The sequence below is a fragment of the Acinetobacter defluvii genome (assembly GCF_001704615.3).
In the GTDB taxonomy this organism is placed as follows: domain Bacteria; phylum Pseudomonadota; class Gammaproteobacteria; order Pseudomonadales; family Moraxellaceae; genus Acinetobacter; species Acinetobacter defluvii.
In genome coordinates, this window is the sequence record NZ_CP029397.2 from 1,812,753 (window position 1) to 1,829,998 (window position 17,246).

Genomic DNA, 17,246 nt, shown 5'->3' on the forward strand with positions numbered 1-17,246 from the left:
ACCCATGACATTTTTGTCATGATTAGGAGATTATAGAATGAGTTTTCCTCAAGTCGAATTAAACACCAACAAAGGACGCATTGTTCTTGAACTTAACTCTGAAAAAGCACCGAAAACTGTTGCTAATTTCTTAGACTATGTTCGTGATGGTTTTTATGATGGCGTAATCTTCCACCGTGTTATTGATGGCTTCATGATTCAAGGCGGCGGTATGGATGAAAACTTTAAAGAAAAAGCGACTCGCGATTCGATTGAAAATGAAGCTGATAACGGTTTGAGCAATGACGAAGGTACGATTGCAATGGCGCGTACTCAAGCGCCTCACTCAGCGTCTGCACAATTCTTCATTAACGTAAAAAACAACGCTTTCCTTAATCATACAGGCAAAACTGCACAAGGTTGGGGTTATGCTGTGTTTGGTAAAGTGGTTGAAGGCATGGACGTTGTAAATGCAATTAAAGGCGTTCGTACTGGTAATCGTGGTTATCACGCTGATGTTCCATTAGAAAATGTTGTGATTGAATCTGCAAAAATTATTTCCGAATAAGAATTCCTCCTGAGTAGTATTTTGCTACGCAAGTGCCTTTATAAAAGAAAGAAGTTTCCGCGTTCTGAACGATGGAAAGTTCTTTCTTATCAAAGAGGGATTTAGAGAGATTACCAAAAGGAAAGCTAAGTGACCTACTTGTTTATCGCTGATTTACATTTGTCACCTGAACACCCTCGACTTATTCGAGGGTTTTTAGATTTATTACAACACTATCAAAATAAAAACACGCAACTATATATTTTAGGTGATTGGTTCAATGTTTGGATTGGTGATGACTACTCTGCTCCTTGGCTAGATGAGATTATTGAGCATTTACAACGATTCACTCAAGCTGGTAACCAAATCTACTTTCAAGTGGGTAATCGAGATTTTGCTTTAGGTCAAAAGTTTCTTGATCAATTTCATGCTAAATTACTACCCGATGAATACATTTTAAAAATTGCCAATCAAACATTCAGACTTGAACACGGTGATGCGTTATGCACTGATGATATCGCTTATCAACGTTTTAAAAAGATCATTCGTCACCCAATCATACTTACTATTTTAAAAAGCACACCTTTAAGTTTTAGGCAAAAACTGGCAAATGGCTTTCGAAAAAAAAGCAGAGAAGCTCAACAATTTAAATCCTATAATATTATGGATGTAAATCAATCTGCAGTAGAAAATGCTTTAAATGATGTCAATGTACTCATTCATGGACATACACATCGACCTGATATTCATGATGTGAATAACAAAACGAGAATAGTATTAGGTGATTGGCGAGCAAATCAGGCACAAATTTTAGAAATTGGTCCAACCAAAAACCTAACACTCCAATTAAAAAGTTGGACATATTAAAAAATAGCGCTAAATGAGGTATTTTGTTCAACTTATATTTGAAAATATTTATATTTTGAGTAACCACTTGTAGTGGGATAAATAGCTAAAACTGATGAGCTAAAGAAACTTTATTAAATACTCATCAGATCACACTAACTATAACGTGTAGCTCTAAGACATTATTTTTTATTGATATCTTTTAGTTCGATTTGCTTACGTTCTGGTTCAACTTCACGAGCTTCCCCATCAATAACTGAAGAGTCTTGAAATGGACTACCTTGTTGATTTTGCATTTGACGCATTAGGTCAGCAAATGGATTTTGTGCGTTATCTCCCATATTTCCCATCATGCCACCCATCATCTTTTCCATCATCGCCTGTTGACGCTTCATCATAGTTTTCATCATTGCATTTTTAAAAGCTTGTTGCACAGGAGGGATTAAAATTAAAACAGCCAATATATCGGTAATTAACCCTGGAATAATCAATAAAATACCCGCTAGAATTTTAGGTAAATTATTAGCGAGTTGCGGGTCTGTATTCATTTGCCCCATTTGCATTTGCTGCATTTGTGGCATCAAACCTGTTGCATTGGCACGTACAAGATTCAAACCAATAAAAAAGGCGATCACGAACCAAAAAAACACATACCACATACTTCCGACTAGATCACCTACCCCAATCCAGACAAAAATTTCTAAGACTAAACCAACCAATACAACCAGAGCTAATTTCATGAAAATTTATCTATTCTCAACTTAAATAAAAAAGGCATACAATTTTTTGCATACTTGAAAGTTTTATATGGGCATTTCAACATTTTTAAAGTGTTGGCGAGCAAAATTTAAGAAAATATCACTCCCATATATCCAATATATAAAAATAACAAGCTTTGACAAGGGTGAGTATCGTTAGCACCCCTTATTTTTCTATCCTTAAATTATAATTCTAATGGTTACAAAAAGTGGGGGCTTTTAACAACACCTTAAGTACTTTTATTCTCAGGATTCAAGTCAGTTTCTAAAACTGTTACATTCAAGTTAAAATAAATACCTAACAACAAGAATAAAGCAATGAATATTTGCTTAGGCTATTTTGTCTTCTAATTTATTTTTATGCAAAATAATAGTGAATCTATTTGGCTTTTAGGCTATAACTAAGGAAAGAGCATTTACTTTGATATATCAATAATTTTATTAAATTTAATTTTTTAAACTATTTTAATGCTTTAGGAGGTAAATAATTATGTCATATGAACATATCCTTGTCCCTGTCGACGAATCCCCTATTTCTTATGCTGCCTTAAAACATGCCGAAGAGTTAGCTTTAAGCAATAAATCAAAAGTGACCGTAGTGAGTGTGCTTGCGGTTGATCCTATGTTTGGTGTTGATTTTTATCAAGTTGCACCCTCTATTACTGAGTACGTTTTAGCTGCAGAAAAAAACGCCCAAGCACGATTAAATGATATTAAAACCACTTTAAATGCTCATGGCGTCACTGACGTAACAACCAAAATTGTCAGAGAGGTTTCACCAGCAACAGGTATCTTAAATACTTTAAATGAAATTGATGCGGATTTAATTGTCATGGGGTCACATGGTCGCAAAGGTTTAAAGAAATTTGTACTAGGTAGCGTTGCACAAGAAGTCCTCGGGGAAAGTTTTGTACCCGTTTTGATCGTAAAGCAGTAGTACAAGGTTTCTCTTTAATTTTTATATTTATGATTCACATCACATTAACATTAAGTTATTTTTAGAAAATGTAAACACAACATTGGCGATCATTAATTTATATGTTACTTATTGTTTAGATTCATTCTTTCCTATGACAAAGACACAACGACAATGGAGAACAAAATGGCTTATCAACATATCTTAGTCCCTGTAGATGGCTCTGAAATTTCTTATGCTGCGTCAAAACAAGCTATTGCTATTGCAAAAGCATTTAATTGCCAAATTACAGCAATTTGCTTAGTTGCTGAAGACCCATTTTCAGGTGCAGACTTTTATTACAATGCATCCATGATGAAAGAATATCTAGAAGAAGCACAAAAAAACGCACTCAAAGCATTAGATCAAGTGAAACAATTTGCAGCTACTGAAGGCGTCACAGTGAATACCGAAGTGGTGAAAGGTTATGTCACTGCGGAAACTATCATTGAGACTGCTGAAAAGCAAAATGTTGATTTAATTGTCATGGGGTCACATGGTCGTAAAGGTTTTAAAAAGTTTTTCTTGGGAAGTTTTGCACAAGATGTTTTAAATCAAACTACCCTGCCTGTATTGATTGTAAAAGAATAATAAATGGTTTGATTCATTAAGAAAGCCTGCATATATGCAGGCTTTCTTTTATTTAAACAATTGATAAAAGATTTTTAGATTTGAGAGTTAATTAATGGCAATCACTTTAACTAAAATCGTTTGTGACTCTTCAAAATCATCAAAAATTTGCTTACGGCTCAGTTCTTTTGACTTCACTTTAAAATCATGATTTTGATACTGAATAACATTAGGAATCTCATCAAAATACTGACTTCCAGCTTCTAGATTTTCTTCAAATAATGGTGTGCCTAATTGATAGTCTTTACTTTTCAAAACCACGTATTTTACAGTCGTTTTCATAAGTTACTTCCTTTTTTCATATCCTTTATTTTTAGTTATAACAGCTTTTGCAGAACAATAAAGTCATTTCTGCTTAAGATCGTTTACTATTTCCCCGAACGCGCTTTTTAAGCATTCTAATCGGCTCTAATCATAAAAACTATTTTCTATTTACCTCCCCTATACCACAGCCTTATATTTTTTACTAAAACATGTATATCCCGATTTATTTGCTTAACCCTATAAATTAATTCATTTTTCAACTTACATCCTGTTTATATTTTCGCTAAGATGATAGACGAATGCGAACACGCATTAATTTGCTGTACAGATCTTCATCCGATTAGGCGAACTTTATGTATTTAAAGCAATGTTGTAATCTCCTTGAACAAAAAGGCTTCAAAATTGCATTTATTGAAAGTGCCAGTTCAGGTCACTTAAGCGCACAATTCTCCATTTATAAAAACAGTGGCGCAGAAATTCTACTCGGAGGGTTAGTGAGTTATGACCCATCGATTAAAATAAAAATATTAGGGATTGAGCCACAACTTATTGAAAAATATACAGCTGAATCTGTAGAAGTCACCACTGAAATGGCGATTAAAGGTAAAGACTTATTTGATCAAGCAAATTTTATTGTCAGTTGCACAGGGCTACTCAAACATGGCGGTAGCGAGTCCACACATAAGCCAGTAGGTACATTTTTTATTAGCATTTATCACGCTGCCAATATTTATAATTTTCAATATCTTATTCCAGGCACTCCAGAAGAAAAACTGCAACAATTAACAGAGCTTGTTGCAAAAGAGCTATTAAATCTTATGTAATAAAAATATTTTTAATTTAACTACAATTTAAAACTTTAAATTTGTTAACAATTGTTCACTTTTGAGCATGAAAACGTTAAATTTAACATATTCTCTACAGAGAAATAACAATCACATAACGATGGGTAATTTTATGAAACTCCAATTGGCTTTAGTTGCTACAGTTGCATTATTTACAGGTTGTGCGGGTTCTTATCCTGAACGCGTTGTAACTAAAGGACCATTAATTTGTGAATCTGAGGCAGTTTGTCCAGAACTTGCTATGCGTTGGATTGATGAAAAGCGTGATGGCTTTAAAATCACAGCTGAAATTAATAATCCAACAAAATACGATATCAAACAATTTGTGTTTTTAGTGGATGGGCAACCTTATACATATTCAACAGTTACTCCAACCCAATATACAGAACAAATTTCGTCTAACTCGATTATTGTCCCTGTAAGTTTTTTGAACTCTTTCCGTAATGGTCAAGATATTTCTCTTAAACTTATTACAGATCAAGGCGAAATTGATCGTCCAATTTTAACAGCCGATGGACAAAAGTCTTCAGCATATTTAACTTTCTTAAAGGGTTATACTGGTGAAGCTGCACAATAATTAAAATATAGACCAATAAAAAACCAGATGTTATATCTGGTTTTTTATGCGAATCAAATTATAAGAATTACTTCGGTTCAATCGGTGAAAAAGGTGCAACCACATCGGCGTTTTGTGCACGATGACGCATAAAGTGATCCATTAACACAATCGCAAGCATCGCTTCTGCAATTGGTGTTGCACGTACACCGACGCAAGGATCGTGGCGACCTTTGGTTAAGACATCGGTATCTTGACGCTCCATATTAATGGTTTTACCTGGTGTAGTAATACTTGCTGTTGGCTTTAAAGCAATCGCTACACGAATGGTTTGACCACTTGAAATCCCACCTAGAATTCCACCAGCATGATTGGCTAAAAAACCTTCTGTACTGAGTTCATCACGGGTTGTATGACCAAACTGCCCTGCAACAGCAAAACCATCGCCAATTTCCACTCCTTTTACCGCATTAATGCCCATCATGACATGTGCAATATCAGCATCTAAACGATCAAATACAGGTTCACCCCAACCTACTGGGACATTCTCAGCAAGAATCTCAAGTTTTGCACCACAACTTGTGCCTTGCTCACGCAAAGAAGTAACCAATGCTTCAAAACGTGGCACAGCCTCAATATCACCACAGAAAAATGGATTATTCGGAACTTCATTCCAATCCAGCTTTTCCGCCACTTCAGGACCGATTTGTGTCACATGTCCATGAATCACGATACCAAATTTTTCCGCAAGAAATTTCTTGGCGATTGCACCCGCAGCTACACGCATCGCAGTTTCACGTGCACTTGAGCGACCACCACCACGATAATCACGGAAACCATATTTTTGTGTATAAGTATAATCGGCATGCCCTGGACGGAAAGTTTGCGCGATATTGCCATAATCTTTGGATTTTTGGTCGGTATTGCGAATCAACAAACCAATTGGCGTACCCGTGGTTTTTCCTTCAAATACCCCTGAAATGATTTCCACTTCGTCTGGTTCTTTGCGTTGTGTTGCAAACTTAGACGTTCCCGGTTTACGACGATCCAAATCTTTTTGCAAATCTTCAGCACAAAGCTCCAATCCTGGTGGCACGCCATCCACAATTGCCATCAAGCCTACACCGTGAGATTCACCACAAGTCGTTACACGAAAAAGTTGTCCGATACTATTACCTGCCACGCTCATGACTCCTTAAGCTTGAATAGATTGAATAAATAAATCACGGAATGTACGACACTGTTCAGCAGTCAGTGCAAAAATACCTGTACCGCCTTTTTGGAACTGCAACCAATAAAAATCAATCGTATTGAAATTTTGTTTCATTGCCCATTCAGAATTACCGACTTCAATGACTATTAAACCATTTTCAGTTAAATAATCAGCCGCCTGAGCCAACATTTTACGCACAAGATCTAAACCGTCTTGACCTGCAGCAAGTGCAAGTTCTGGTTCATGGTGGAATTCTTCAGGTAAGTCCGCCATGTCTTCTGCATCCACATAAGGTGGATTTGAAACAATCAAATCGTATTGATTTTCAGCAGGAATTTTTTCAAATAAATCTGACTCAAGTAATGCCACTTGATATTGTTTATTGTGATGTTCTGTATTGATTGAAGCAACTTCTAAAGCTTCTTTGGAAATATCGGTTGCATCGACTTCAGATTCGGGAAATGCATAAGCCAGTGCAATTGCGATACAACCTGAGCCTGTACACATATCCAAGATACGTTGTGGCGTTTTAGGATGTGCATTTTCAGGTAAATTATTATCTGCTTGACGCATTTGCCCATTTTCATCTAAGCAATACGGTGCAAAGCGATTTTCTATCAATTCTGCAATTGGAGAACGTGGAATCAACACACGCTCGTCCACATAAAAAGGCTTACCAAAGAAATAAGCCAAGTTAAGCAAATAAGACGTCGGTACTTTTTCATTAATACGACGTTCCAATAGACTCAAAAACTCCGCTTTTTCACTCGGTAATAATTTTGCGTCTAAAATTTCTGCATCAGCATTCCAGTCCAAAGATAACGTTTGCAAAACCAATGCTGAACTTTCTGCAAAATAATCTTCTGTACCTTGACCTAAATGTGCATCGTATTGACGTAATGCTGTCACCCCAAAACGAATAAAATCACGTATTGTTACGAGGTTTTCAGCAGCTTCCTGTAAATGTTCAGGGCGAATAGTCGGTCGATCCACTTAAGGTTTCTCCAAGAGCAGTATTTAAAAAAACTGCTTAATGATACCTTGTTTTGTTTACATTTATAATGCTTTAAATGGCTTCAACATAAAATCAGCGATATTTATACGCTCGTTTTTCCAGCATATCTGCTTGGGCTTGGGTTACCTTTAGCGCACAAGAATAGTATTTACTGGCGTGTCCAACTGATAATGCTACATTTTTAATCAAACATTGTTCATCACGAAAATCTAACCATTTTTTATTCACTTTTTCTTGTTCTTTACGTTTGTCTTTGGACAAGGCTTTCACATGACTATCTGCAAAATAGTTATAACGTTTGGTTTGCTGTTTTAATTCTGCTTTCATACACATCGCAGCTTGTGCAGTCGATGCTTGTGAATTGTTCATACAACTTAAATAGTCTGATGAATACCCCATAGCGTAAGTGCTTGTAGTTAAAACCCCAAACAATGCCAGACCGCAAAATGTTAATTTCATGCTTTTCCCCAAATCAAGATTTAATATTTATTATTTCAAATCAGTATAAAGCCTAAAATAATAAAAGACTCAGAGAAAATTGCAAAGTAAAATAGATGATTAAGTGTAAGAATCATCTATTTACATGTATGAATCATGATGTAGACAAAATTATTTTACAGCAAAAAAATGCTTTTCTGCTACTAACTTGATCCTAATACCTTTATAAAAACGATTTAGACTATCTTCCGACTTAGTCACATGATCAAAAAACTTGTCTTGACCCACTAAGCGAGAATAGGTTTTATAGCCTATCTCTAACTTTTCTGGAGTATTCCCCGTTTTTTTAAACTCTTCAATCGCATCATTAATCACTTTCAAGTTTATTTCTTTCATCTGCCAAACACCTCATATTTTCTATAGTTTTAGCACAGTTAATTTGCACTTCTATGACAGAAATTTGAAATTTAACCTTGATTTTGTTTTTAGACTCCTCCATCTATTGAGTGAATTATGTTATTGGCAAATTTAAATGAGCTATAAACACAACAACTTGATGGCAATGCGTTTACGTTATTGGAATGATGTAGACACCCATTCTGTCCAAGTAGAAAAGCAGTTTTTTCAACAACTTCTCGTCGAACATGGTGTCTTTCAAACGCCTACCCCTGAAGATGTAAAATATTTTTTCTTTAGTTTACCCAGTATTATTATTGTTAAAGGTTATGCACTAGGCTTTACTAACAGTGACATTAAAAACATGATTTCTCAATATATTCATGAAAATAAAAGTAGTTTAATGAAGCATGAATCCCTGAAAATTCAGTACCGCATGTAATCTCATTCATTTTATAGATCCAAATGGTTTTAAGGCTAGGTGAATATTCAAGTTTATTATATTGAAAATACACGATATTGGTCAGGTAAAACTATTTTAATACGTGGATAGCATGTAATATGCTACACACTATCGTACGCTCAATTGCTTACTTAAAGGATTTAATCTTCATGTCAGATCAGAACGATAAGCTTAAACAGTTAAAAACATCTTCCTTGGACAGACGCTTATCAATTGCCAAAGCCTCTTTGTTAGCAGGATCTCGTTGGGCTGCTTCGAGCGCAAGTTCAATCTTTTCAAGTGAAGAAGAAAAAGAAAAAAAGCGTAAAAAAGCCATGAAAGAGCAAGCGGATTATTTAGTTACTGAAATTGGCAAACTCAAAGGTTCAATTGTGAAAATTGGACAGATGATGGCGTTGTATGGTGAACATTTTCTACCAGAAGAAATAACACAAGCTTTAAATACTTTAAATAATCAAACAGTTGCCTTAGCATGGCCTGCTATCAAAGAACAACTGGTCAGCCAACTTGGATCTAAACTGGATGATTTAACCATTGATCATGAACCAATTGGTACTGCATCACTTGCTCAAGTACATCGTGCTACCCGCAAATCTGATGGTTTGGAACTGGTCTTAAAAATTCAATATCCTGGTGTGGCTGAAGCCATTGATTCGGATATGAATTTATTTAAAAACATGCTCAAACTCACCCGCATGGTACCGCAAACCCGTGAATTTGACCAATGGTTTGATGAAGTCCGTGAGATGATGCATCGTGAAGTCGATTATCATGTGGAAGCTGCAACCACACGTCGTTTTGCTGAACGTCTGAAAAATGATGCACGTTATGCTGTACCGCAAATCATTGATCAATATTGTACTGACCGTGTTTTATGTATGACGTTTGAACGTGGTGTCCCGATTAATAGCCCTGTGATGTTGTCTTTACCACAAGAACGTCGTAATGCACTTGGGGAGGCTTCATTAGAAATCGCAGTACGTGAAATTTTTGAATGGGGTGAAATGCAAACTGACCCAAATTTTGGTAATTACTTGGTGCGTTTGGGTAATGGGACAAATATTCAAGATAAAATCATTTTGCTCGACTTCGGAGCGATTCGTCAGTTTGATGCACAGCTTTTAAAGGTTGCACGTAATCTGATCAAAGCTGGTTATGATCACGATGCGAATGAAATGGTCAATGCCATGACGGGTTATGAATTCTTTGATGGTATGCCTACAAGTATTAAACCTGATATGGCAAAAGTATTTTTATTGGCAACAGAAGCATTCAGTTCTCCAATGAATAATCATGACCTCCCACAAGGCGTAATGGATGAACATAATCGCTATGATTGGAAAAAAAGCCAATTACATAGCCGTGTCATGCAACAGGCTTCTAAATCAATGGCTTCTCGTTATTTCAGTGTACCCCCTAAAGAATTTATGTTTATTAGTCGTAAATTTATTGGTGCTTATACTTTCATGACGGTGATCGATGCAAAAACCAATGTGCGCAAAATGATCACTCCCTTTATTTAAAAAAGATCATCTGACTAAAATGGCAAATTTTTATATTGTCATTTTAGTCAATATCCAACTTTTGTTGTTTTTTAAATTTAAATTATTATAAATAAAAATCAAATAGTTAAATAGATAAAGCCAATCTAACTTTCCATTTATCAAGTTTATATGACTTCGTCAGCTTTGACATAGTTTTTTATAAAAGCGCATGTCAGGATAGTTTGCATACCACCACCATATTTATTTAGGTATTCAAATGACCAACATGGTAAATAAAGCGCAAGGTTTGGGCTTAAATCTCATTACAAAAATTGCGGGAAGCGAATTATTAGATCAATTAAAACTTCGTAAATTTGTAGAAAAATCACTTTATCAAGGCTCTAAAGCGGGTTTTAAAACACTTTCAGCGTCACAAAAAGCATTTCAACCCAAAAAAGATACTAGTAAGCAACGTTTACCTGCCCAGTCTAAAAATTTATTTGATTTAAATCTTACTGAAGAACAGCAAATGACTGTTGATGCAATGTCACAATTTGCATCTGAAGTGCTTTATCCGCTTGCTCATCAAGCTGATCACGATGAAAAGTATCCAGAAGAGTTATGGCAACATAGCCTTGATTTAGGTATAAATTATTATGCTTTGCCAGAAGCTTTAGGTGGTGTAGCCACTGAACAAAATATTTTAAGCAATATTTTAATTGCTGAAAGCTTAGCCAAAGGTGATTTTTCACTGGCTGCAGGTCTACTCTCGACCTTTAGTAGTATTAATGCCATCACCCTTTGGGGCTCAGCGCAAGTACAAGCCACCTATTTACCCGCTTTTGCAGAAGACCCTTTACTCAAAGTCACTTTTGCAGTTCAAGAAGCCACACCTGCTTTTGATCCTTATCGTTTAAAAACTCAAGCAAGCTCAAACAATGGTACTTTTAGCATCACAGGTGAAAAAACGTTAGTTTTATTGGGAGAAAGTGCTGAGATTTTCATTGTCAGTGCAGAGTTTCATGGCAAACCTGATGTATTTGTGGTTAAACGTGACGAAAGCATCAGCTACCAAAAAAATCCTGCAATGGGTCTAAAAGGGACTGAAACAGTCACTTTAAAATTTAATCAAAGCCCTGCTCTGCGCTTAGGTGATGAAGATTTTAATTATACCGCATTCTTAGATTTAGGTAATTTAATGTGGTGTGCGATGGCTGTGGGAACTTGTGAAGCAGTCAAAACGTATTGTATCCAATATGCCAATGAGCGTACAGCTTTTGGTGAGCCAATTTCACATCGTCAAAGTGTGGCATTTATGATCGCAGATATGGCAATTGAAATTGATGCCATGCGTATGTTGGTCTTAAATGCAGCGAGCTTAGCTGAAGCTGGCAAACCATTTCACCGTGAAGCCTACCTTGCACGTTTACTTTGTGCTGAAAAATCCATGCAAATCGGCACCAATGGCGTACAAGTCCTAGGTGGACATGGTTTTACCAAAGAACACCCTGTTGAGCGTTGGTACCGTGACTTACGTGCTACAGCGATTTTACACTCTGGCTTACATGCTTAATCAACCATAAAAATATAAAATTCAAGGAAATAAATTATCATGAATTTACAAAATCCTAAAAAATTTAAAATGTTGGTTGATCAAGCTCATGAAACCGCATTAAATGTATTACGTCCAATTTCACGTAAATATGACAAAGCAGAACATGCCTATCCCAAAGAGTTAGATATGTTAGCGTCATTACTCGATGGTATGAATGAAGGCGGTGATGGCTTAAATGCAGGGGCAGCAATCAACAAACGTGGTGATCAAGACAAGAGCAATAAAAATGGCACCAATATGTCAACAGCTCTTGGCATCATTGAAATGTGTTATGGCGATACAGGTTTATTATTATCTATGCCACGTCAAGGTTTAGGAAATTCAGCAATTGCTGCGGTTGCCAATGACGAACAACTTGAACGCTTTAAAGGGACTTGGGCAGCCATGGCAATTACAGAACCAGGGTGTGGTTCTGACTCAGCAGCAATTCGTACCACTGCAACCAAAGATGGCGATGACTATATTTTAAATGGTGAAAAAATCTTTGTCACCTCTGGTGAACGTGCTGACTCAGTTGTGGTTTGGGCAACTTTAGATAAAAAACTGGGTCGTGCTGCAATCAAATCTTTTGTTGTACCCAAAGGTACACCCGGCATGAAAGTTGAACGCCTTGAGCATAAACTGGGCATTAAAGCTTCAGATACTGCAGCCATTAGTTTTATTGACTGTCGTGTGCCTGCTGCAAACTTATTAGGCAATGCTGAAATCGATGTTGCCAAAGGTTTTGCTGGCGTTATGGAAACTTTTGATAATACGCGTCCATTGGTGGCAGCGATGGCGGTTGGTTGTGCCAAAGCATCCTTAGAACGGATTAAAGAAATTTTTAAAGATCAACTAGATGCTAGCTATACCACGCCATATTTACAATCCTCTAATATTGCTGCGCAAATTTACCGCATGGAAGCAGAATGGGAAGCAGCTCGCCTACTCATGCTTAAAGCAGCATGGATGGCGGATAACAAAAAACCAAACTCACGTGAAGCCTCTATTGCTAAAGCCAAAGCGGGTCGTGTAGGGAATGAAATCACACTTAAATGCGTTGAGCTTGCTGCAAGCGTTGGCTATAACGAAGAAGAATTGTTAGAGAAATGGGCACGCGATTCTAAAATTCTTGATATTTTTGAAGGTACACAGCAAATTCAGCAATTGATTGTTGCACGCCGTGAACTTGGCAAATCTTCAAGTGAATTAAAATAAGTTGTATTTCAACTCTTCTTATTTTTCATACCTCCTTTATACAAAGGAGGTTTTTTAGGATTGGGGATTGATAACGCAAATATTTCACTCAGATTCAATCAATATTTAAGCACATCTCTCTCAAAAAATTACCCAAACTACAATTTATTTGTTATAAAAATCTTATGATTAAATTCTCTATTTTTAAATTTATGTATTCACTTCGTCCAATTCAACCTCAAGATAATCCACAAATCGCCCACATTATACGTGAAGTTTCCAAAGAGTTTGGTTTAGCTGCTGAGTCGGGTTTTGCAGTTGCTGATCCTATTTTAGATGAACTCTCTGAAGTATATACACACCCTCATAGCCAATATTGGGTGATTACAGATGAACAAGGACAAGTATTTGGCGGTGGTGGTTTGTCCCCTCTGCAAGGCGATGCTACGATTTTAGAAATTCAAAAAATGTATTTTTTACCTGAAATCCGTGGTTTAGGTTTTGCCCGAAAAATTTTGGAATTGGCTTTTGATTTTACCCAACAACAAGGCTTTAAAGCGTGTTATTTAGAAACAACATCACAATTACAACAAGCGGTAAAACTTTATGAAAAATTAGGTTTTCAACATTTAACAGCACCCAAAGGTAACACGGGACATAGCGAGGCGTGTGAAATCTGGATGCTCAAAACGTTTGGATAAATGACAAAAACAAAATTAAGCACATAATTGTTTTGCCAAATATTGCATCCCTTCTGTTGCATTCATTTTTAAACATTGGTATTGCTGTGGCACACGTGCATAGCTTGCTTCCGGGTCAATATAATATGCTTGACACTGTGCCGATATTTCATGAATCAAGCCTGCGACAGGATAAACACTCAAGGTTGAGCCAATCACGATGAAAATATCAGCATTGTGTAACAACTGAATAGCTTGCTCATAAGCGGGTACAGCTTCACCGAACCAAACCACATGCGGACGTAAGGGATAACCTTCTGGGCATTTGTCTTTTTCTAAATCCAATGCCCAGCCTTCGATAGGAAAAAACTCGGTCGTATATTGTGCATCAGGTTTCGAACTTTTTGCCAAACGAATATTACCATGTAAATGCAAAACATCCGTACTCCCCGCTCGCTCGTGCAAGTCATCAATATTTTGAGTAATCACTTGCACATTAAAGTCCATTTCCAAATCAGCAATGATCTGATGTGCCAAATTTGGTTCTGCCTCTAAGATATTTTTACGTCTTTGATTATAAAACTCTTGTACTAAAGCTGGATTGGCTTTCCATGCTTCTGGTGTAGCAACTTGACGGACATCATAATTTTCCCATAAGCCATTGCTATCCCGAAAAGTGCTAATTCCGCTTTCCGCACTCATACCCGCACCTGAAAATATTACAATTTTTTTCATATCTCATATTTCGTTGTTATGTTGAAGAAGATCATACAATAACTGACTCAAAAATAAAAAAGACCGAACATTCTGTTCGGCCTTTGATTTTGCGCAATGAAAAACTCATACATCATGATGTAAATATTTCGGTTGTTTTGGTAGCTGCATACTACAAAACAAACAGATAATTAGCATCACGACCACATAAATAAAGAAAGTATTTTCATGTCCTAAGTCTTTAAATTTCAATGCAACCGCAGGTGCAGAACCACCAAAAATGGCATTCCCGACTGCATAGGCAAAACCAACACCTAAAGCACGAATATGCGGTGGAAACATCTCTGCTTTGACCAAGCCACTGATGGACGTATAAAAACTTAACATTAACATTAAGAAAATAAGCAGCAAAGTCACGATGAACGCAGAGCCACTAAACTGCGGCATAAGAATAACCATTACAGGATAAATGAAAATCGCACAGGTAATACTAAAAGTCATCATCGATGCTCGGCGACCAATGCGGTCGGCTAACATTCCAAATAATGGCTGAGCACACATAAAAACAAACAGTGCAATGGTCATCATATAACCAACTGTACGGTCTTCAAAACCCAGACTAGTAATATAGGTTTTTGAATACACGGTAATGACATAGAAACATAAAGACCCTGCTGAGGTATAACCAACCACCAATAAGAAGGTACGCCAGTTATTGGTTAGCAACTCTTTTAAACTACCCGATCCTTCTTTTTGACTGTCATTTTCTGACAAGGTTTCTTTTAAATGACGACGTGCAAAGAATGATAAAATTGCGACCACACCACCAATAATAAATGGAATACGCCACCCACCATTCATCAGTTCTTCTTTGCTCATGAGCGCCAACATGATCACACCGAGCAAACTTGCCAGTAACTGACCGCCTGCCAAAGTTACATATTGAAATGATGAATAGAAACCACGTTGACCTTTTAAAGCCACCTCACTCATATAAGTTGCGACAGTGCCGTATTCTCCACCTACAGACAAGCCTTGTAATAAACGAACTGCCAATAAACAAAATGGTGCTGCCATACCCACTTGTTCGTACGTCGGTAAACAGGCAAATAAAAATGAACTTACTGCCATTAAACTGATAGAAATAATCATGGAGCGTTTGCGTCCATACTTATCACCAATGCGTCCAAATAACCAACTACCAATTGGACGCATAAAGAAACTTGCAGCAAAAACACCCCAAACATAAATCGCTTTGGTGGAGTCACTCATATCAGGCGCAGTGAGTGCATGGGTAAAATAAATGGCGAAAGCTGCATAGATATAAAAATCAAACCATTCAACTAAATTACCCGATGCTGCTCCCACGATGGACATAATCCGATTACGTTTTTCGTGGGGATGGTAAACATGTGTATCACTCATAGGATTTCCTTATATTCGCTATAGCTCAGAGCATGAAGTCTATAGATGTGGTTGATATAGCCCTATATTTGATTTCTAAACTGTTTTTGGGATAGCTCGACTCAATCAAAACCTGTCGTTATGTCACAATCTAAATAACTTAAATCACACAAAAACATTGGTTTTCATTCACTTTTAAATTGAAATATCCATTTCAATAAACTTATATAATATTGTGACTATTCGATATTTAAGTATTTTGAAATACATATTAATTTTATGTTTGAGTCGCCTCATCACCTACTATTGGCGGTTGTTATTATAATTACCTTTATTTTAGCTTCCTTTTCAGCGCCTTAAAATTTTCTTTCGCATCTTTAAATCAGTGATGCCTACACATTCAAATAAGCATCACATCTATTAAAGGCTCTTTAGACTATTAACGCTTAAGGAATCCAGATACCAGATTTAATACATTTTGGATATCATCATTGGCTTCTTTTGGGTCTGTTTGCTCAGCCTGTGGTGTAAGCGAGTCAATAATTTCAGGTAAAACAGAAGAAATTGCACTGTATACATCCTGAGTTGGAACTTGGGTTTGTTGTGCGACCTGTTCAACTTCATTTTGATCAAACAAATTTTGAACTTGTTGTTGATTAACACTTGCGTTTGCACCTTCACCCGTAGACACCCAGTCATCCACTTGACTACTTAAACCCTGACCTTTGAGTTGGTCTAGCGCTCCTTGTAAACCGCCATTTTTTTGAATCCACGCCAACACCAACGGTACCACAGCGATTAATAAAGACTGAGCATTCAATCCACTTTGTCGTGTTTGCGGTGCTTGTTGTTGCTGTCCACCTGTTAAGCCACCTAAAACTGAACCCAACACTCCACCTAAACCAGCTTGTTGTGATTGTTGTTGACTACCACCTAAACCACCCAAAACTGAACCTAAAATCCCACCGAGTCCGCCTTGTTGTGATTGTTGCTGTCCACCCAATGCTTGTTTTGCCAAAATTTCTACAATATTTGTTAAGTTTGTCATATTTTTTTCCTGATCGCTTTATGTTATCTGTACAATTTAAGAATACTGTGCTTTTTGGCAATTACCAAAATACAAATTGTTATGTTTTTGCAAGGCTTATTTATGCTTGTTAAATAATAAGCTATCGTAATTTGATATTTTGGATATTTTAGGCAAATAAAATAGCCATAAGAATATCGATATAATCATTTTCATGATCTATAAATGCTTATGGCATTAG

At 36.6% G+C, this 17,246-nt stretch carries 20 protein-coding genes; 11 read left to right on the top strand and 9 right to left on the bottom strand.

The window, feature by feature from the left end:
- Positions 1 to 37 precede the first annotated feature (37 nt).
- Positions 38 to 547: a peptidylprolyl isomerase gene (locus DJ533_RS11020; protein WP_065994996.1), complete on the top strand. Its 510-nt coding sequence runs from the start codon at positions 38 to 40 to the stop codon at positions 545 to 547.
- Positions 548 to 676: 129 nt separating this feature from the next.
- The gene (locus tag DJ533_RS11025) at positions 677 to 1,393 is read left to right on the top strand and encodes a UDP-2,3-diacylglucosamine diphosphatase (protein WP_065994995.1); all 717 of its coding nucleotides are present in this window, start codon (positions 677 to 679) and stop codon (positions 1,391 to 1,393) included.
- 161 nt (positions 1,394 to 1,554) lie between these two features.
- Here the strand turns inward: DJ533_RS11025 and DJ533_RS11030 are convergent, their stop codons facing one another.
- Positions 1,555 to 2,112 carry an FxsA family protein gene (locus DJ533_RS11030; RefSeq protein WP_065994994.1) on the bottom strand — a complete coding sequence of 186 codons (558 nt, stop codon included), beginning with the start codon at positions 2,110 to 2,112 and terminating at the stop codon, positions 1,555 to 1,557.
- A 508-nt stretch (positions 2,113 to 2,620) separates the two neighbouring features.
- Here DJ533_RS11030 and DJ533_RS11035 point away from each other — a divergent pair.
- Together DJ533_RS11035 and DJ533_RS11040 are read left to right on the top strand one after the other, a co-directional pair.
- A complete protein-coding gene (locus DJ533_RS11035) occupies positions 2,621 to 3,067 on the top strand; it encodes a universal stress protein (protein ID WP_065994993.1) in 447 nt (148 codons plus the stop codon).
- A 165-nt stretch (positions 3,068 to 3,232) separates the two neighbouring features.
- Positions 3,233 to 3,676 (top strand): universal stress protein, encoded by a 444-nt coding sequence (locus DJ533_RS11040; RefSeq protein WP_065994992.1) that lies wholly within the window; start codon positions 3,233 to 3,235, stop codon positions 3,674 to 3,676.
- A gap of 87 nt (positions 3,677 to 3,763) precedes the next feature.
- Here DJ533_RS11040 and DJ533_RS11045 read toward each other — a convergent pair whose 3' ends face one another.
- Positions 3,764 to 3,997, bottom strand: a complete 234-nt coding sequence (locus DJ533_RS11045; protein ID WP_065994991.1) for a hypothetical protein — start codon at positions 3,995 to 3,997, stop codon at positions 3,764 to 3,766.
- Between the two features lie 335 nt (positions 3,998 to 4,332).
- On the opposite strand from DJ533_RS11045, the gene DJ533_RS11050 reads away from it, so the two are divergent.
- Together DJ533_RS11050 and DJ533_RS11055 are read left to right on the top strand one after the other, a co-directional pair.
- Positions 4,333 to 4,803 carry a CinA family protein gene (locus tag DJ533_RS11050; RefSeq protein WP_065994990.1) on the top strand — a complete coding sequence of 157 codons (471 nt, stop codon included), beginning with the start codon at positions 4,333 to 4,335 and terminating at the stop codon, positions 4,801 to 4,803.
- Positions 4,804 to 4,936: 133 nt separating this feature from the next.
- Entirely contained in the window at positions 4,937 to 5,401 is a 465-nt protein-coding gene (locus tag DJ533_RS11055; protein WP_065994989.1) for a hypothetical protein, read from the top strand.
- 67 nt (positions 5,402 to 5,468) lie between these two features.
- Here DJ533_RS11055 and aroC read toward each other — a convergent pair whose 3' ends face one another.
- The 4 genes from aroC to DJ533_RS11075 form a co-directional block, all read right to left on the bottom strand.
- Positions 5,469 to 6,563, bottom strand: coding sequence for a chorismate synthase (aroC, locus tag DJ533_RS11060; RefSeq protein WP_065994988.1), 1,095 nt, complete (start codon positions 6,561 to 6,563; stop codon positions 5,469 to 5,471).
- Positions 6,564 to 6,575: 12 nt separating this feature from the next.
- Entirely contained in the window at positions 6,576 to 7,586 is a 1,011-nt protein-coding gene (gene prmB / locus DJ533_RS11065; protein WP_065994987.1) for a 50S ribosomal protein L3 N(5)-glutamine methyltransferase, read from the bottom strand.
- A 94-nt stretch (positions 7,587 to 7,680) separates the two neighbouring features.
- Entirely contained in the window at positions 7,681 to 8,067 is a 387-nt protein-coding gene (locus DJ533_RS11070) for a lysozyme inhibitor LprI family protein (RefSeq protein WP_065994986.1), read from the bottom strand.
- A gap of 150 nt (positions 8,068 to 8,217) precedes the next feature.
- Positions 8,218 to 8,442: a hypothetical protein gene (locus DJ533_RS11075; RefSeq protein WP_065994985.1), complete on the bottom strand. Its 225-nt coding sequence runs from the start codon at positions 8,440 to 8,442 to the stop codon at positions 8,218 to 8,220.
- 136 nt (positions 8,443 to 8,578) lie between these two features.
- Here DJ533_RS11075 and DJ533_RS11080 point away from each other — a divergent pair, with 136 nt between their 5' ends.
- The 5 genes from DJ533_RS11080 (at position 8,579) to DJ533_RS11100 (ending at position 13,881) form a co-directional block, all read left to right on the top strand.
- Complete coding sequence (locus DJ533_RS11080) at positions 8,579 to 8,884, top strand: hypothetical protein (protein WP_065994984.1); 306 nt, start codon at positions 8,579 to 8,581, stop codon at positions 8,882 to 8,884.
- 170 nt (positions 8,885 to 9,054) lie between these two features.
- Positions 9,055 to 10,428 carry an ABC1 kinase family protein gene (locus tag DJ533_RS11085; protein WP_065994983.1) on the top strand — a complete coding sequence of 458 codons (1,374 nt, stop codon included), beginning with the start codon at positions 9,055 to 9,057 and terminating at the stop codon, positions 10,426 to 10,428.
- Positions 10,429 to 10,675: 247 nt separating this feature from the next.
- The gene (locus DJ533_RS11090; protein WP_171488615.1) at positions 10,676 to 11,962 is read left to right on the top strand and encodes an acyl-CoA dehydrogenase family protein; all 1,287 of its coding nucleotides are present in this window, start codon (positions 10,676 to 10,678) and stop codon (positions 11,960 to 11,962) included.
- A gap of 39 nt (positions 11,963 to 12,001) precedes the next feature.
- Entirely contained in the window at positions 12,002 to 13,201 is a 1,200-nt protein-coding gene (locus DJ533_RS11095; RefSeq protein ID WP_065994981.1) for an acyl-CoA dehydrogenase family protein, read from the top strand.
- A 191-nt stretch (positions 13,202 to 13,392) separates the two neighbouring features.
- Positions 13,393 to 13,881 carry a GNAT family N-acetyltransferase gene (locus DJ533_RS11100; RefSeq protein ID WP_065994980.1) on the top strand — a complete coding sequence of 163 codons (489 nt, stop codon included), beginning with the start codon at positions 13,393 to 13,395 and terminating at the stop codon, positions 13,879 to 13,881.
- 15 nt (positions 13,882 to 13,896) lie between these two features.
- Here the strand turns inward: DJ533_RS11100 and DJ533_RS11105 are convergent, their stop codons facing one another.
- The 3 genes from DJ533_RS11105 to DJ533_RS11115 form a co-directional block, all read right to left on the bottom strand.
- A complete protein-coding gene (locus tag DJ533_RS11105) occupies positions 13,897 to 14,595 on the bottom strand; it encodes an SIR2 family NAD-dependent protein deacylase (RefSeq protein WP_065994979.1) in 699 nt (232 codons plus the stop codon).
- 105 nt (positions 14,596 to 14,700) lie between these two features.
- Positions 14,701 to 15,999, bottom strand: coding sequence for an MFS transporter (locus tag DJ533_RS11110; protein ID WP_065994978.1), 1,299 nt, complete (start codon positions 15,997 to 15,999; stop codon positions 14,701 to 14,703).
- A gap of 418 nt (positions 16,000 to 16,417) precedes the next feature.
- On the bottom strand, positions 16,418 to 17,026 hold the full coding sequence (locus tag DJ533_RS11115; protein WP_065994977.1) for a YidB family protein: 609 nt from the start codon (positions 17,024 to 17,026) through the stop codon (positions 16,418 to 16,420).
- Between the last annotated feature and the right edge of the window lie 220 nt (positions 17,027 to 17,246).

Bases quoted from the DNA above. Each gene is read 5' to 3' on its own strand.
- DJ533_RS11020 (WP_065994996.1), top strand. From the start codon at position 38: ATGAGTTTTCCTCAAGTCGAATTAAACACCAACAAAGGACGCATTGTT.
- DJ533_RS11030 (WP_065994994.1), bottom strand. From the start codon at position 2,112: ATGAAATTAGCTCTGGTTGTATTGGTTGGTTTAGTCTTAGAAATTTTT.
- DJ533_RS11035 (WP_065994993.1), top strand. From the start codon at position 2,621: ATGTCATATGAACATATCCTTGTCCCTGTCGACGAATCCCCTATTTCT.
- DJ533_RS11040 (WP_065994992.1), top strand. From the start codon at position 3,233: ATGGCTTATCAACATATCTTAGTCCCTGTAGATGGCTCTGAAATTTCT.
- DJ533_RS11045 (WP_065994991.1), bottom strand. From the start codon at position 3,997: ATGAAAACGACTGTAAAATACGTGGTTTTGAAAAGTAAAGACTATCAA.
- DJ533_RS11050 (WP_065994990.1), top strand. From the start codon at position 4,333: ATGTATTTAAAGCAATGTTGTAATCTCCTTGAACAAAAAGGCTTCAAA.
- DJ533_RS11055 (WP_065994989.1), top strand. From the start codon at position 4,937: ATGAAACTCCAATTGGCTTTAGTTGCTACAGTTGCATTATTTACAGGT.
- DJ533_RS11070 (WP_065994986.1), bottom strand. From the start codon at position 8,067: ATGAAATTAACATTTTGCGGTCTGGCATTGTTTGGGGTTTTAACTACA.
- DJ533_RS11075 (WP_065994985.1), bottom strand. From the start codon at position 8,442: ATGAAAGAAATAAACTTGAAAGTGATTAATGATGCGATTGAAGAGTTT.
- DJ533_RS11080 (WP_065994984.1), top strand. From the start codon at position 8,579: ATGAGCTATAAACACAACAACTTGATGGCAATGCGTTTACGTTATTGG.
- DJ533_RS11085 (WP_065994983.1), top strand. From the start codon at position 9,055: ATGTCAGATCAGAACGATAAGCTTAAACAGTTAAAAACATCTTCCTTG.
- DJ533_RS11090 (WP_171488615.1), top strand. From the start codon at position 10,676: ATGGTAAATAAAGCGCAAGGTTTGGGCTTAAATCTCATTACAAAAATT.
- DJ533_RS11095 (WP_065994981.1), top strand. From the start codon at position 12,002: ATGAATTTACAAAATCCTAAAAAATTTAAAATGTTGGTTGATCAAGCT.
- DJ533_RS11100 (WP_065994980.1), top strand. From the start codon at position 13,393: ATGTATTCACTTCGTCCAATTCAACCTCAAGATAATCCACAAATCGCC.
- DJ533_RS11105 (WP_065994979.1), bottom strand. From the start codon at position 14,595: ATGAAAAAAATTGTAATATTTTCAGGTGCGGGTATGAGTGCGGAAAGC.
- DJ533_RS11110 (WP_065994978.1), bottom strand. From the start codon at position 15,999: ATGAGTGATACACATGTTTACCATCCCCACGAAAAACGTAATCGGATT.
- DJ533_RS11115 (WP_065994977.1), bottom strand. From the start codon at position 17,026: ATGACAAACTTAACAAATATTGTAGAAATTTTGGCAAAACAAGCATTG.